Here is a 13,381-nt window from a genome sequence, read left to right as displayed (position 1 = left end):
CGCTAAAATTAAGCTTATTCTTGGTTTGTACCAAGCAGATCTATTTCGGTTTTTGCATCGTCCGATAATAACATATCTTTTATCAATAAATATCCCATAATATAACCAAAAGGAATAGTTGCTAACAGACCAATATAACATGCAAAAGCGCCTAATTGTGATATGACACTTTGTAACAAAACAAATAACAATAAATACCAAAAATTCTTTTTCGCAATTTGAATGGATTGTTTAATGCTTTCTATTGCACCCATATTTCCGTAATAAATGAGGTAAGGTGGTAGAAAAATTAGAACACTAAATACAATACCGATTAACATAAAAAAGGGAAATATAAATACAATTGATAGTCCGACAAATGGAGATATTTCTTCAGGATTATCAGAAAATAAACCTATTCCGAATAAAAAGAAAAAATAAGGAATAATAAATAACAAACTAAATGCGAAAATGATAAGTATTAAAACTAAAAAATCTTGCCATTTATCAAATCCTTTAAAAAAATCCTTAAAAACAAAATTTTCTCCTTTTTCTATTTTTTCTGTCACAATTCCATAACCGATCATTAGTGGAAACATAATAAAATATGGACCAATAATTGTAAAAATAGAAAGCAAATATATACCTGCTGATGCTAATGCAAACAAAGTAAAATCTTGCCAATTATTAGAAAATATTGTAATAGCTTGATTAAAGTAATCTCCTATTTTGAAGTTAAATTTTTGTGTTTTAGCGTGATTTAATTTCGACTCATCTAATGTTTTCATCTTAATGTTAGTTTAATTGAATTTAATGTAAATTTGTCTTATCAGTAGAATTAAATTGTAAAAAGTTACAAGATGAATGCAAACGATTTATTATCAATTATAAAAGCAAGACGCTCTGTCTTTCCACCACAGTATAATACAGAAGAAATAACACGCGAGGAATTAGCTCAAATTTTTGAAGCTGCAAATTGGGCACCTTCTCATAAAAAAACAGAACCTTGGCGTTTTATCGTTTTGGAAGGTCCAGCAAAAGATCGTTTCAGAGAATATGTAAAACGAATTTATGTACAAGGAACTCCACCAGAACAATTGAGTGATAGAAAAATTAATTCTATGATTGAGAAATGCGATAAGTCGAACAAAATTGTATTAATCAATTTTTTCAATGCAGAAAAAAATCCTGAATGGGAAGAATTGGCTGCTGTATCTATGGCTGTTCAAAATATGTGGTTGATGGCTTCTACACTAAAAATTGGTGCATATTGGTCTTCTCCTCTTAATATTATTGCAAATGTTGACGAATTTACAACTATGCAAGAAAATGAAAAATGTGTTGGTATTTTTTATATGGGAAAATATGATGGAGAAAATCCTACGGCAGTTCGCCAACCAATAGAAGATAAAGTAAAGTTTTTGGATTATTAAAAACTTGTTCAGATAAAGAATTAAAAGATCGCAATCGCGATCTTTTTTTATTAATAATTATCATTTTTTCTAAAAATTGTATATTTGATTAACATGAAAAAATCTTATGAAATCAATTTATAAATTACTTTTACTTTTTGGATTATTTACTTGTATAATAAGTTGTAAAAACAATCTCCCAGAATACAATGATCCTATTCCGAAACACGATACTTTCACCGTAGATTCTAAACAATTAAATGAAAAACGTGTCATCAACGTTTGGGTTCCCGAAGGATATTCTACATCAAAAGATTCTCTTACTGTTCTCTACATGCCAGATGGTGGAACAAAAGAAGATTTTCCACATATTGCCAATACACTTGCCGAATTGATTAAAGCAAATAAAATAAAACCAGTTATTTTAGTAGGTATAGAAAATATACAACGTAGAAAAGATTTAACTCCTAAAACTGAAATTGAAGAAGATAAAAAAATAGCTTCTATTGTTGGCGAATCTAAAGAATTTAGAACTTTTATTCAAGACGAATTATTTCCAGAAATAGAAAAACGCTACCGTACAAAAGCAGAAAAAGGAATTATTGGCGAATCATTAGCTGGATTATTTATCATGGAAACTTTTATGGAGCAACCTAATCTTTTTAATTTCTATATCGCAATAGATCCTTCTCTTTGGTGGAACGATCATTATTTAGTGAAAAATGCGAAGCAAGATTTGAAAAATTTCCCTAAAACGACTAAAAAATTATGGTTTGCAGGTTCTGGCGCTACTGATATATTACAATATACTGAGGAATTAAAAAATATATTAACTCAAGAAAACATTCCTAATCTAAAATGGAATTATTCTCCCGAACCAAAAGAAGAACATTCTACAATTTATCGTGCTACAAAAGAAAAAGCATTGATATGGTCTATAGGAAAATAAATACAAAAGTCTCACTTTATGAAGTGAGACTTTTTTCATCCTACACGTTTACCCAAAATGGTTAAACTTCTTTCTATATCATCTAAAGTTGCGATATTCGGGAAATTTGCCCATTCCTCGAAACCAAAATGTTTGAATAATCTTATACTTGGTTCATTGTGCGAAAATACAAATCCTAAAATAGTTTTTATTCCAAATTCTGGAGCTTTATCAATACAATATCCCAAAACTTGTTTTCCCAAACCCTTTCCTCGTTGATTTGAATCTAAATAAATACTGATTTCTACTGTTGCATCATAAGCAGGTCGTCCATAAAAGGATTGAAAACTTACCCAACCTACAATTTCATTCAGTTCATCTTCAATTACCCAAAGTGGTCGTTTTTCGGGCGAATGTTCTTCAAACCATTTTATTTTACTTTCTACCGAAACTGGCTCTGTATCTGCGGTAACTAATCGAGAAGCGATGGTAGAATTATAAATTTCTGTTATTTTTTCTAAATCACTTCTTTTTGCATCTCTGTATATCAACATGTTTTATTATTCACAATTTTAGTTTAAAAAGGAATATTTTTCTTCATTGACAACATATAACCCAAATGCATTGCTTCGTGTATATTATTGAACAAAATAGCATCTTCGATAGACTCCAACGTCATTCCGAAACTTGTTTTATAGGATTTATAGTACGATAATTTCTCTGATCTATAATCTTTGAACATTTGCATTGGTGTGTTTTCTAACATTTCTTTCAACTCTTTTACGTCAGCTTCTGTGGCATCAGTATTTCCAAGTGTTCCTTTTTTATATTTTTGGATAAAATCAATATCTACCAACATTCGGGTATCTGTCAAATAATAATGAATTAATTGTTGCGTTGCCAATACGTGCGCAGCATTCCAAAACAAATTATTTTTATATCCCATCGGAATGTAAAGTAATTGTTTTAAAGAATGTTGTTCAAGCTCATCAATAACCTGTTTTCTAATATTTGTTAGATAAATAATATGCTCTTCCATAGTTAGATTTAAAGTTTAAATATACATTAAATTACATCTGTTTATCAAATTATAAAGCAAAACAATTAAAATCACGTTTTTAGATTATCTAAAGTCTTTGATTCTTTGTAATTTTGCCTAAATAAAATTATAAGATGGCTTATACAAGAGATCAAATATATCAAGTATTAGAAGAATTAGGTATTCGTAACTGGATGCGTAATGCTCAAGTGGTGGGAAATGATATTATTTTAGACATTGTTTCTCCTTCTCCAGCAATGCACGAACGTAAAAGGTTAGAAATTGCCTTGAAGAATGCATTCAAAGAAAATTTACCTGAAGCAAATTTAAAATTAAATATATCTGTTGAAGTAGAGGAAAAAAATCCAAACGAAATCAAAGGTTCTGAATTACCAGGTGTAAAAAACATCATCGCGGTAGCTTCAGGAAAAGGTGGAGTTGGTAAATCTACTGTTTCGGCTAACTTAGCAATAAGTTTGGCTAATATGGGATTTAAAGTTGGTGTATTAGATGCTGATATTTATGGACCATCTATGCCAATTATGTTCGACGTTCAAGATGCTCGCCCATATTCTGTAGAAGTTAATGGGAAAACAAAAATAAAACCAGTAGAAGCATACGGAATTAAGATTTTATCGATCGGATTTTTCGCAGATACAGATCAAGCAATTGTTTGGAGAGGACCAATGGCTGCAAAAGCATTGAACCAAATGATTCGTGATGCACATTGGGGAGATTTAGATTTCTTATTAATCGATTTACCTCCAGGTACAGGTGATATTCATTTATCTATCGTACAACAAGTGCCAATTACTGGTGCAGTTGTGGTTTCTACACCTCAAACTATTGCTTTAGCAGATGCAAGAAAAGGAGTTGGTATGTTCCAAATGGAAGCAATTAACGTCCCAGTTTTAGGAATTGTAGAAAATATGGCGTATTTTACACCTGAAGAATTACCAAACAATAAATATTATATCTTTGGACAAAACGGTGCAAAACATTTAGCAGAACAAATTGGTGTTCCTTTCTTAGGTGAAATTCCGATTGTACAATCAATCCGCGAAGCAGCCGATGTAGGACGTCCTGCGGCATTACAAGAAGATACAATTGTTGCCGAAGTTTATAAAAATATTGCACGTAATACTGTACAAAGTTTAGTAGAACGTAACACAACATTACCTCCAACAGAGGCTGTTCGTATTACAACGATGGCTGGTTGTTCAGCAAAAAATTAAAAAAAGAAAAAGATCATGACTCCAGAAGAAAAATATTCAGAAGTTGAAAAGGCTTTAGCTGAAATTAGACCATTCTTAAATTCAGATGGAGGCGATATCGAATTAGTATCTATAGAAGATAATATCGTAAAAGTTCGCCTTACAGGTGCTTGCATTGCTTGTTCTGTCAATCAAATGACTTTAAAGTCAGGTGTTGAAATGACTATCAAAAAATATGTGCCAGAAATCATTTCAGTAATCAATGTTTCCGACCTTGAAACTTCTACTGAAGCTGATCTCATCTCTTCGATTACGAAAGAAGAACATTAAATTAGTTAAAATAACATATTATTTAAAACGTCTTTATATCAATTTATAAAGACGTTTTGTTATTTTTGGCAAACAATTTGAATCTTAACCAATCAAACAAAAAAATTATAATGAGAAAATACATTTTATTCTTCACATTACTACTATTTACATTTTCTACTAAGATAAACGCTCAGGCAAATTACAAATCTGGAGAATTTCTAAAATTCAGAATACACTATTCAGGACTTAATGCAGGTTTTGCGACAATAGAGGTAAAAGATGTTACATTGAATGGAAAAAGTCATTTTCATATTATAGGGAAAGGGAGCTCTAGCGGAGCAGTACGTGCGTTTTTTAAGGTTGAAGATTTGTATGAATCTTATATTGACAAATCTGATTTTAAGCCAACAAAATTTGTTCGTAACGTTGTAGAAGGAAGTTACAAACGTCATCAAATTTATTATTTTGATCATGCTAATAAGAAAGCAAAAGTAGAAAATAAACGAGATGGAACAACAAAAACAGAAACAATACCGTCTGATGCACAAGATTTACTTTCGGCATTTTATAGCCTTAGAAATGCAGATCATTCTAAATTAAAAACAGGAGATTTTTTGAATGAAAATATTTTTTTGGGTGATGAAACACTAAAATTTAAATTAAAAATTCTTGGTCGAGAAGTATTAAAAACAAAGTTCGGTAAAATAAATGCAATCAAAATTCGTCCGTATGTACAATCTGGTCGTATTTTCGAAGAGTCAGAATCTGTAACAATGTGGGTTTCTGACGATGATAATTTAATGCCTCTTAAAATTAAAGCAGGATTATTAGTCGGCTCATTAAATGCTGATTTGTACGAGTATAAAAATTTGAAAGCAACAAGTAAGTTTACAAAATAACTTCTTTTCATATATAATAAAATCCCACATTACTGTGGGATTTTTTCTTCTAATATTTCTTTTTCGTCTTTATCAAAATACGTACACGTCATCTTTTCTAAGGAAACTATCCATTTTACAATACCTGTTTCGGCACAATGTCTACAAAATGTAAAGTAATCTGTTTCGCCTTGTTGATGAATTTTAAGATAAGCTGCAAATTTTTCTTTGTCAACATGATCTACAATTACCAAATCAGCATATTTAGGAAGAGAGGAAGTTTTAAAATCATCAGCTCCAAAATAATTGGTACTGCTATCTTTTACCCAAGTTTCGAAAGAAATAACGCCTAATTGTTTAATTTCTTTAATATAACTTGGGAAGCCAGCTCCAGATTTTATTTTATCATGTGCCGACTCTATTTGTGCTATTGTAAACATAGTTTTTTATTCTTAAGGTTGATTATTATCTTCAAGATAGTCTAAAAATATATCAGATGGAATTTCTACAGCACCCAAACTTGCCAAATGCTCGGTATAAACCTGACAATCTATCAATTCGTATTTCTTATGATATTTTGCAACAAATTGTATAAATCCTGCTTTGGAAGCATTACTCACTTTTGCAAACATACTTTCTCCACAAAAAATATTTCCCATTTCTATACCATAAAATCCTCCAACTAATTCGTTATTTTGCCAAACCTCAATGCTTTTAGCAACGCCTAACTCATTCAATTTACAATAAGCCTCTATCATATCATTTGTAATCCAAGTACCGTCCTGTCCCTTTCTATTAGCTTGAGAACAGTTGATAATAACTTCTCGAAATGCTTTATTCTCTGTAAATGTGAAAGTTTTATCTTTAAAAACTTTTTTCATCGATTTAGAAACATGTAAATCTTCTGGAAATAAAACAAAACGATCGTGCGGAAACCACCAAATAATTGGCTCATCTTCGTTAAACCAAGGAAAAATTCCTTTTTGATAAGCTAATTTTAAGCGTTCTACAGAAAGATCTCCACCAATTGCTATAATTCCTTCGTCATTTACTTCCGAGTGATCTGGAAATACCAAATCTTGTCCTAACCAATACATATCTTCTGGTACATTAAAATTTTATACAAAATAAAAAAACGTGTCCAATTTTTTGAACACGTTTATATGATACATTTTATTGTCTACAAATTAAAATGGTAAATCATCATCATCTCCATTAGAAAAAGTATCTACTGGAGGTGCTGGTGCAAAATTATCATATCCTTGTGGAGCTTGAGCAGCAGCATTTGCCATATTCTCTATTCTCCAAGCCTGAATTGTATTGAAATATCTTGCTACACCTTCTGGATTAATCCATTCGCGTCCACGAATATTGATAGAAACTTTCACTTCATCACCAGGATTGTAAGCATTCAATACATCTGTTTTATCTTGTGTAAGCTCAATTAAAATATCTTGTGGATATTGTTCTTGCGTTGTCACAACGAATTCTCTCTTCTTGAAACTTGCAGTAATATTTTGAGTTTCAAACACTTTTTTTAGTTTTCCTGTAATTTCCATTTTTGTAAAAGCTTTGTGCAAATTTAAAGTGTAAAAAAAGATAAAAAAAATTTTTGTTGGAAATTTTGTTCAAAGAAAAATAAATGTATATTTGCAATCCAATTCGGTGAGAATTTAAGCGGGCGTGGTGGAATTGGTAGACACGCTAGACTTAGGATCTAGTGCCGCAAGGTGTGGGAGTTCGAGTCTCCCCGCCCGTACTCAAAAGGACTTAAACAAAATTGTTTAAGTCCTTTTTTTATGGTTTATTGTTAGTATAATAATTCCAGCTAAATTTCTTAAATTTAGACCTTTATTTGGTTATAATTGGTTTGGTATGTATTCTAAAAGAAAAAGAAATTTAAAATCTGGGGGGAGAACTATCCCTATTTTTGAATTTATAGTGGTAGTCATCATCATTATTGTATTGATTTACTTCGCCGTTTTTTAAATGATAAAGCACTCATTTTCAATTTAACAATTATTTATAACTTATTCTTTTCTAAGTCGTAATGTTTTATCTAAATTTAGGTAAACAATCTTTTAACTAAAAAATAGAATTATGAATAAATTAGAATTAGAAGGAAAATGGAATCAAATTAAAGGATCTGTAAAACAAAAATTTGGAGATTGGTTTGATAATGATGACACAAGTTTAGAAGGAAAATTTGAAGAAATTGTAGGAAAAATTCAAGAAAAAACAGGAAAAACTGTTGATGAAATTGAAGACACAATTAGAAACTGGGTTGACAATGATGACGAAAATCAAGATAAAAAAGACCAACCACAATCTTAATTAAAATTTATAGTAGAAATATAAAAGGTTAGAATTTACATTCTAACCTTTATTTTTAATTTAATTTTTTACTAAATGTTTTTCTACGTTTATGAATTATTGGATCAAAATTTTTCCACAATTGCTGTACTTTCAAGTTTTCTTCTAAAAGTGGATTTGTTTCCAATGTTTTTATTCCTCTCGCTGTAAATCGATCATATAATTCTTTAAAAATAAGTGCATTTACACCTTTACTTTGATAATGCGGATCAATACCTATTAAATAAAATTCGACATGATTGTTTTGTTTTTGAGCTTTCATCAAATGCCACCAACCAAAAGGAAAAATACTTCCTTTCGCTTTCTGAAAAGCTTTAGAAAATGAAGGCATTGTTATAGCAAATGCAATCATTTTTCCATCTTTATCTTTCACACAGGAAATAAAATCAGGATGCAAAAATTTTAAATATTTTTTTTTGTAATGTTCTACTTGAAATTTTTCTATCGGAACAAAACTTTGTAGTTCAGCATAAGTTACATTCAACAAATCAAACATCTCGTCAACATAAGGCAATAAATCTTCAATTGTTTTGAATTGATAAGTTTCTATTTGATATCTTTTTTTTAGTAATTCACACAACTTATCCATTTCTTTTACACTTCCTAAGTTATCAATATCAATCAAATATTCTAACCATTCAGCTTCTGGTTGATAACCCAATTTTTGTATATATTTTGGATAATATTGATAATTATAGAGACCTATTAACGTTGCTATTTTTTCAAATCCTTCTGTTAACATTCCTGCTTTATCCATATTAGAAAATCCCATAGGACCTTCTATAAAAGCCAAATCATTCTGCTTCCCAATGTTTTCAACAGTTGTTAATAACGCGTTAAGAACATCTATATCATCTTTGAAAACTAACCAACCGAAACGTATTTTTGGTTTATTAAGTTCTTTTACCTCTTTCCAATTTATAATGGAAACAATACGCCCAACTAATTGGTTATTTTTATATGCAAGAAAAAATTTTGCATCTACTGTTTTAAAAATATCATTTTTAGAATCGAAACTCGCCAAATCATCTTTCTTAATTGGCGGAACCCAATAGGGATTATTTTTATAAACTTCGAAAGGCAAATCAACAAATTGCTTCATTTCTTTAGCCGATTTCGCCTCTTTTACTTCAATCATATCGTATCAGATTGTACTTCAAAATTCTAATTTAGGAAGATTTTTTTAGAGTACAACTTTCTCAAGTACAGATTTTCCGTGTTTATCTTTTCCATAAAACAACATATAATCTAGTTTTACAGATATTCCTGACGTTCCCTTTTTCTGTTTCAGAAACACACGATTTAGGGTTATCAATTTGTTATTCAATGTAGTTTGAACGATTGGTTTCTTGTTTTCATCTAACTTTAAAGTCAATTTTTGACTGGGATAGGAAACCAATGTTAATTGATAAACATTTTTCTCAATTTTTTTAATATCTAAACCGTAGGCTAATTTTTTTTGAAGTGGATTAAGCGGTTTTTTCTGTCCATCTTCGTCATACAAAATTCTATAAATATCAACAGGATTATCATCATCTAATACTCCTTTAGCAGCGAAAATAGCGTCATAAACAAAGGTGTTTTTGTTTTCGTTGTGCTGAATGTAAAATAATCTATTTTCTGACTTTGGTGGAGTTGGATAACCTTCTTGCGCTTTTGCAATAAAAGAAAAAAGGAATAAATAGATGAATAAAAAATAGTTCATAGTTTAGAATTTATATTTCTAAAAGTTATGAAATATTTTAAGAATAGATCGAATTATTTCTTCGATTTAGACTTTATAAATTCGATAACAATTGGAACAAGCGAAAAAGCGATGATTAACATTACTACAATTTCAAAATTATTTTTGATGATTGGAATTGTTCCTAAAAAATATCCTGCGAGCGTTATTCCAATTACCCAAATTGTGCCACCAATCAAATTATATTTGATAAAAGTCCCATAATGCATTTTAGAAACTCCAGCCACAAAAGGTGCTAATGTCCTAACAATTGGAACAAAACGTGCAATAACGATTGTTTTTGAACCATATTTCTGAAAAAAACTTTCTGTTTTCTGTATTGCCGAATCTTGTATAATTCGTTTTCCGAAAATTTTGGCTGTTACCAATTTTGTTCCGAGTGTCTTCCCGATTGTATAGTTTACCGTATCGCCCAAAATTGCAGCAATCCATAATAATCCTAAAATTATGTAAATATTTAGCTGATCTGGAAACGCCGCAGCTAACATACCCGAAGCAAATAGAAGCGAATCGCCAGGTAAAAATGGCATGACGACTAATCCTGTTTCGATAAAAATTAAAAGAAATAAAATGATATAAAACCAATTTTGATATTGATTAAGTAGCGTTTCTAAATATTTATCGATATGTAGTAAATAATCTAAAATTTCCATAAATAAAGGTATAAAAAAACTCGACCGAAGTCGAGTTAAATTTTGTTATTATTTTTTATTCTATGGGTTGTTTTTTACCAAATTTTTCTTTGACAACTTCTATAAGAATAGGAAGAACAGAAACAATTGTAATTCCTAAAATTACTTTAGAGAAATTATTTTTCACCCATTCTATATTTCCTAATAAATATCCTGCTAAACAAATACCGACAACCCATAAAAATGCACCAACAACATTGTATGTAAGGAATGTTTTGTATGACATACTTCCAATTCCTGCAACAAAAGGCGCTAAAGTTCTTACGATAGGTACAAAACGTGCAATAACGATAGTTTTTGAACCATATTTTTCGTAAAATTCGTGTGTCTTATTTAGATGTTCTTCTTTCACAAAGTTTTTTCCGAAGATTTTTATTTTAGTTGCTTTATATCCAACTTTTTTACCAATTTGGTAATTTAATGTATCACCCAATATGGCGGCAACGAGTAAAATACCCATCATAACCCATACATTAAGCTCATTTGTTTCTTGTGCAGCTAACATACCTGCAGCAAATAAAAGCGAATCACCAGGTAAAAATGGCATTACAACAACACCTGTCTCTACAAAAATGATTAAAAATAAAATACCATAAATCCACAATCCATATTCATTTGCAAATTCTGACAAATGTTGATCAATATGCATGATAAAGTCAAAAAGACCCATTACTACTTCCATAAAGTTTGATTAAATTTCTGAAGCATCAAACGCATTTTCGATGTGGTTAACGCTCCAAGATTGTTGTATTTTTAAAAGTGCTAAAATATCAAATCTTACTTCATAAATAAAATTATTTTTCTGAATAAAATCATCTGCAGCAAGAATTAACAATTTCTTTTTCTTTGCATTAACAGCTGTCTCTGGTTCAGAAACATGATTTGTTGTTCGACTTTTTACTTCAACAATAATTATTTCAGTTTCAAACTGAGCAATAATATCAATTTCAGCTTTTCGAAAAAAGTAATTTCGAGCCAATATTTTATATCCTTTCTGTATAAGATAATTTGCTGCAAAATCTTCTGCTTCTCGACCAAAATCGTAACTAATACTCAATTTTAAGTTTTATTTTGTTCCGTACAAACGATCACCTGCATCACCTAAACCTGGCACAATGTAACCGTCTTCATTCAATTTCTCATCTAAAGCCGCTAAGAAAATTTGAACTTCTGGATAGACATTTTGCACAGCAGTTACTCCTTCTGGACACCCTACTAAACAAGCTAAACGAACAGATTTCGCTCCTTTTTCTTTCAGAATTTCGATTGCTTTTACAGCAGAACCTCCTGTCGCTAACATTGGATCAACCAAAATAACATCACGCGACTCTAAATCTGTAGGCAATTTACATAAATATTCTACCGGTTGTAATGTTTCGTGATCACGATAAAGACCGATATGACCAACTTTTGCAGTTGGTATTAATTGATGAATTCCTTTTACCATTCCCAATCCTGCACGTAAAATAGGAACAATAGCTATATCGCTTCCTTTTATTTTATAACCGATTGTTTTGGTAATTGGCGTTTCAACTTCAATCTCATCTAATTCAAGATCGCGTGTAATTTCGTAACACATTAATCCTGAAATTTCGTCAACTAATTCTCCAAATTCTTTTGTAGTTGTAGTTTTATCACGCATTTGCGTAATTTTTGCTTTAACTAATGGATGATTAATTACGGTTAAATTATCTTGTTTCATATTTTTAATCTATAAAGTACAAATTTACATTATTTGAAGTAACATTTAGATTTACTTTTGCACCCATTTTTAATGCAAAATTATGTCCTGTATGTCCCGCAGGAAAACCAAAAACAACAGGAATATCTAATTTTTCTGTATAACTATGAATGACTTCGTAGGTTTTGGGATCGTAAGAATTGTTATAATGTTCTGCATTTTCTTCTTCGGTATCCATGTGCGTGAAATTTCCAAGAATAATTGCTTTCACTTGAGTTAAAATTCCGTTTCGTTTAAGATTCATCAACATTCTATCGACTGCATACCAATTCTCGAACCAATCTTCCAAAAATAAAATTTTATCCGAAGGATTATTGATCGCCGATATACTTCCCAAAAGGGAATAAACGATAGATAAATTTCCACCGATTAATTCTCCTTCTGTTTCGCCTAAATTATTGTAAAAATGAGGTACTATTTTATACTCAATTTTTTTTCCGAAAAGCGTATCATAAATACTTTGATATGATGTTGGATGATAATCTGTATTGGCTAATTTCTTAGCTGTAACTCCGTGTATTGTTTGAAATCCTAATCGATTAAAATGGTTATGAAAAACGGTGATATCCGAATACCCAATAACCCATTTTGGTAATTTTTTAAATTTTGTTAAATCTAATTCATCAATAATTTTAACCGAACCATAACCACCACGCGCACACCAAATTGCTTTAATTTCAGCATCGTCTAAAGCCCACTGAAAATCTTCGGTTCTTAATTCGTCTATTCCTGCATATTTATAACCAAAATCGTATTCTGCATAAATATTTTTTCCTAAAACAGGAATTAATTTCCATGATTTTATTAATTCTATTGCTTCGTCCAACTCACCTTGCAACATACGTTTTGCAGGCGCAACAATGGCTATTTTATCACCTTCTTTCAGAAAATCGGGTTGAATCATTTTAATTAAAATTTTGTCAAAGGTAAAAACAAAAAAAAGACGAACTACATGAGTTCGTCTTTTTATATAATTAAGATGTCTCGTCCTGAAATAATGATACAGAAAAAAGCATCATTATGAAAGAAGAGAGAGTTTATGTAAAGCGTACTCAACGGGATTACACTT

19 protein-coding genes and 1 tRNA gene are annotated in these 13,381 nt (G+C 30.4%); 7 read left to right on the top strand and 13 right to left on the bottom strand.

Annotated features, from left to right (window positions below):
* Positions 1-14: 14 nt before the first annotated feature.
* Positions 15-767, bottom strand: a complete 753-nt coding sequence (locus tag RSC72_RS03900; protein WP_332546144.1) for a hypothetical protein — start codon at positions 765-767, stop codon at positions 15-17.
* A 72-nt stretch (positions 768-839) separates the two neighbouring features.
* On the opposite strand from RSC72_RS03900, the gene RSC72_RS03895 reads away from it, so the two are divergent.
* Positions 840-1,412, top strand: coding sequence for a nitroreductase family protein (locus RSC72_RS03895; protein WP_332546143.1), 573 nt, complete (start codon positions 840-842; stop codon positions 1,410-1,412).
* 106 nt (positions 1,413-1,518) lie between these two features.
* On the top strand, positions 1,519-2,340 hold the full coding sequence (locus RSC72_RS03890; protein WP_332546142.1) for an alpha/beta hydrolase: 822 nt from the start codon (positions 1,519-1,521) through the stop codon (positions 2,338-2,340).
* A gap of 35 nt (positions 2,341-2,375) precedes the next feature.
* On the opposite strand, the gene RSC72_RS03885 is transcribed toward RSC72_RS03890, so the two are convergent.
* Positions 2,376-2,873 (bottom strand): GNAT family N-acetyltransferase, encoded by a 498-nt coding sequence (locus RSC72_RS03885; RefSeq protein ID WP_332546140.1) that lies wholly within the window; start codon positions 2,871-2,873, stop codon positions 2,376-2,378.
* 23 nt (positions 2,874-2,896) lie between these two features.
* Positions 2,897-3,358 carry a DinB family protein gene (locus tag RSC72_RS03880; RefSeq protein WP_332546139.1) on the bottom strand — a complete coding sequence of 154 codons (462 nt, stop codon included), beginning with the start codon at positions 3,356-3,358 and terminating at the stop codon, positions 2,897-2,899.
* A gap of 134 nt (positions 3,359-3,492) precedes the next feature.
* Here RSC72_RS03880 and RSC72_RS03875 point away from each other — a divergent pair, with 134 nt between their 5' ends.
* The 3 genes from RSC72_RS03875 to RSC72_RS03865 all read left to right on the top strand — a co-directional run bounded on the left by RSC72_RS03875 (position 3,493) and on the right by RSC72_RS03865 (position 5,783).
* Positions 3,493-4,593: an Mrp/NBP35 family ATP-binding protein gene (locus RSC72_RS03875; protein ID WP_332546138.1), complete on the top strand. Its 1,101-nt coding sequence runs from the start codon at positions 3,493-3,495 to the stop codon at positions 4,591-4,593.
* A gap of 15 nt (positions 4,594-4,608) precedes the next feature.
* The gene (locus RSC72_RS03870) at positions 4,609-4,902 is read left to right on the top strand and encodes a NifU family protein (protein ID WP_332546137.1); all 294 of its coding nucleotides are present in this window, start codon (positions 4,609-4,611) and stop codon (positions 4,900-4,902) included.
* A 110-nt stretch (positions 4,903-5,012) separates the two neighbouring features.
* Positions 5,013-5,783 carry a DUF3108 domain-containing protein gene (locus RSC72_RS03865; protein WP_332546135.1) on the top strand — a complete coding sequence of 257 codons (771 nt, stop codon included), beginning with the start codon at positions 5,013-5,015 and terminating at the stop codon, positions 5,781-5,783.
* A gap of 29 nt (positions 5,784-5,812) precedes the next feature.
* Here RSC72_RS03865 and RSC72_RS03860 read toward each other — a convergent pair whose 3' ends face one another.
* The 3 genes from RSC72_RS03860 to RSC72_RS03850 form a co-directional block, all read right to left on the bottom strand.
* On the bottom strand, positions 5,813-6,202 hold the full coding sequence (locus tag RSC72_RS03860; protein WP_332546133.1) for a DUF1398 domain-containing protein: 390 nt from the start codon (positions 6,200-6,202) through the stop codon (positions 5,813-5,815).
* A 12-nt stretch (positions 6,203-6,214) separates the two neighbouring features.
* Positions 6,215-6,859: a leucyl/phenylalanyl-tRNA--protein transferase gene (gene aat / locus RSC72_RS03855; protein ID WP_332546132.1), complete on the bottom strand. Its 645-nt coding sequence runs from the start codon at positions 6,857-6,859 to the stop codon at positions 6,215-6,217.
* 90 nt (positions 6,860-6,949) lie between these two features.
* A complete protein-coding gene (locus tag RSC72_RS03850) occupies positions 6,950-7,321 on the bottom strand; it encodes a DUF3127 domain-containing protein (protein ID WP_332566259.1) in 372 nt (123 codons plus the stop codon).
* A gap of 118 nt (positions 7,322-7,439) precedes the next feature.
* Here RSC72_RS03850 and RSC72_RS03845 point away from each other — a divergent pair.
* Positions 7,440-7,521, top strand: a tRNA-Leu gene (locus RSC72_RS03845).
* A 341-nt stretch (positions 7,522-7,862) separates the two neighbouring features.
* Positions 7,863-8,096 (top strand): CsbD family protein, encoded by a 234-nt coding sequence (locus tag RSC72_RS03840; protein WP_332546822.1) that lies wholly within the window; start codon positions 7,863-7,865, stop codon positions 8,094-8,096.
* Between the two features lie 55 nt (positions 8,097-8,151).
* Here the strand turns inward: RSC72_RS03840 and RSC72_RS03835 are convergent, their stop codons facing one another.
* The 7 genes from RSC72_RS03835 to RSC72_RS03805 are packed head-to-tail and all read right to left on the bottom strand — an operon-like array spanning position 8,152 to position 13,216.
* Complete coding sequence (locus tag RSC72_RS03835) at positions 8,152-9,273, bottom strand: GTP cyclohydrolase (protein ID WP_332546824.1); 1,122 nt, start codon at positions 9,271-9,273, stop codon at positions 8,152-8,154.
* A 45-nt stretch (positions 9,274-9,318) separates the two neighbouring features.
* Complete coding sequence (locus RSC72_RS03830; protein WP_332546826.1) at positions 9,319-9,840, bottom strand: DUF4833 domain-containing protein; 522 nt, start codon at positions 9,838-9,840, stop codon at positions 9,319-9,321.
* Positions 9,841-9,893: 53 nt separating this feature from the next.
* On the bottom strand, positions 9,894-10,532 hold the full coding sequence (locus RSC72_RS03825; RefSeq protein ID WP_332546828.1) for a VTT domain-containing protein: 639 nt from the start codon (positions 10,530-10,532) through the stop codon (positions 9,894-9,896).
* A 55-nt stretch (positions 10,533-10,587) separates the two neighbouring features.
* Positions 10,588-11,253 carry a DedA family protein gene (locus RSC72_RS03820; RefSeq protein ID WP_332546830.1) on the bottom strand — a complete coding sequence of 222 codons (666 nt, stop codon included), beginning with the start codon at positions 11,251-11,253 and terminating at the stop codon, positions 10,588-10,590.
* Positions 11,254-11,262: 9 nt separating this feature from the next.
* Positions 11,263-11,628, bottom strand: coding sequence for a YraN family protein (locus RSC72_RS03815; protein ID WP_332546832.1), 366 nt, complete (start codon positions 11,626-11,628; stop codon positions 11,263-11,265).
* 9 nt (positions 11,629-11,637) lie between these two features.
* A complete protein-coding gene (gene upp / locus RSC72_RS03810; protein ID WP_332546834.1) occupies positions 11,638-12,273 on the bottom strand; it encodes a uracil phosphoribosyltransferase in 636 nt (211 codons plus the stop codon).
* Positions 12,274-12,277: 4 nt separating this feature from the next.
* Entirely contained in the window at positions 12,278-13,216 is a 939-nt protein-coding gene (locus RSC72_RS03805) for a S66 peptidase family protein (RefSeq protein WP_332546835.1), read from the bottom strand.
* Positions 13,217-13,381 lie beyond the last annotated feature (165 nt).

The sequence above is a fragment of the Algoriella sp. genome (assembly GCF_036647415.1).
Taxonomy (GTDB): Bacteria; Bacteroidota; Bacteroidia; order Flavobacteriales; family Weeksellaceae; genus Empedobacter.
The sequence above is the reverse complement of the archived record's forward strand: the minus strand, read 5'-3'. Positions and strand labels throughout refer to the sequence as shown.

Excerpts from the sequence above, each read along its gene's own strand:
- RSC72_RS03865 (WP_332546135.1), top strand. The coding sequence starts at position 5,013 with ATGAGAAAATACATTTTATTCTTCACATTACTACTATTTACATTTTCT.
- RSC72_RS03805 (WP_332546835.1), bottom strand. The coding sequence starts at position 13,216 with ATGATTCAACCCGATTTTCTGAAAGAAGGTGATAAAATAGCCATTGTT.
- RSC72_RS03895 (WP_332546143.1), top strand. The coding sequence starts at position 840 with ATGAATGCAAACGATTTATTATCAATTATAAAAGCAAGACGCTCTGTC.
- aat (WP_332546132.1), bottom strand. The coding sequence starts at position 6,859 with ATGTATTGGTTAGGACAAGATTTGGTATTTCCAGATCACTCGGAAGTA.
- RSC72_RS03860 (WP_332546133.1), bottom strand. The coding sequence starts at position 6,202 with ATGTTTACAATAGCACAAATAGAGTCGGCACATGATAAAATAAAATCT.
- RSC72_RS03825 (WP_332546828.1), bottom strand. The coding sequence starts at position 10,532 with ATGGAAATTTTAGATTATTTACTACATATCGATAAATATTTAGAAACG.
- RSC72_RS03900 (WP_332546144.1), bottom strand. The coding sequence starts at position 767 with ATGAAAACATTAGATGAGTCGAAATTAAATCACGCTAAAACACAAAAA.
- RSC72_RS03835 (WP_332546824.1), bottom strand. The coding sequence starts at position 9,273 with ATGATTGAAGTAAAAGAGGCGAAATCGGCTAAAGAAATGAAGCAATTT.
- RSC72_RS03870 (WP_332546137.1), top strand. The coding sequence starts at position 4,609 with ATGACTCCAGAAGAAAAATATTCAGAAGTTGAAAAGGCTTTAGCTGAA.
- RSC72_RS03890 (WP_332546142.1), top strand. The coding sequence starts at position 1,519 with ATGAAATCAATTTATAAATTACTTTTACTTTTTGGATTATTTACTTGT.
- RSC72_RS03880 (WP_332546139.1), bottom strand. The coding sequence starts at position 3,358 with ATGGAAGAGCATATTATTTATCTAACAAATATTAGAAAACAGGTTATT.
- RSC72_RS03885 (WP_332546140.1), bottom strand. The coding sequence starts at position 2,873 with ATGTTGATATACAGAGATGCAAAAAGAAGTGATTTAGAAAAAATAACA.
- RSC72_RS03840 (WP_332546822.1), top strand. The coding sequence starts at position 7,863 with ATGAATAAATTAGAATTAGAAGGAAAATGGAATCAAATTAAAGGATCT.
- RSC72_RS03875 (WP_332546138.1), top strand. The coding sequence starts at position 3,493 with ATGGCTTATACAAGAGATCAAATATATCAAGTATTAGAAGAATTAGGT.
- RSC72_RS03830 (WP_332546826.1), bottom strand. The coding sequence starts at position 9,840 with ATGAACTATTTTTTATTCATCTATTTATTCCTTTTTTCTTTTATTGCA.
- RSC72_RS03820 (WP_332546830.1), bottom strand. The coding sequence starts at position 11,253 with ATGGAAGTAGTAATGGGTCTTTTTGACTTTATCATGCATATTGATCAA.
- RSC72_RS03850 (WP_332566259.1), bottom strand. The coding sequence starts at position 7,321 with ATGGAAATTACAGGAAAACTAAAAAAAGTGTTTGAAACTCAAAATATT.
- upp (WP_332546834.1), bottom strand. The coding sequence starts at position 12,273 with ATGAAACAAGATAATTTAACCGTAATTAATCATCCATTAGTTAAAGCA.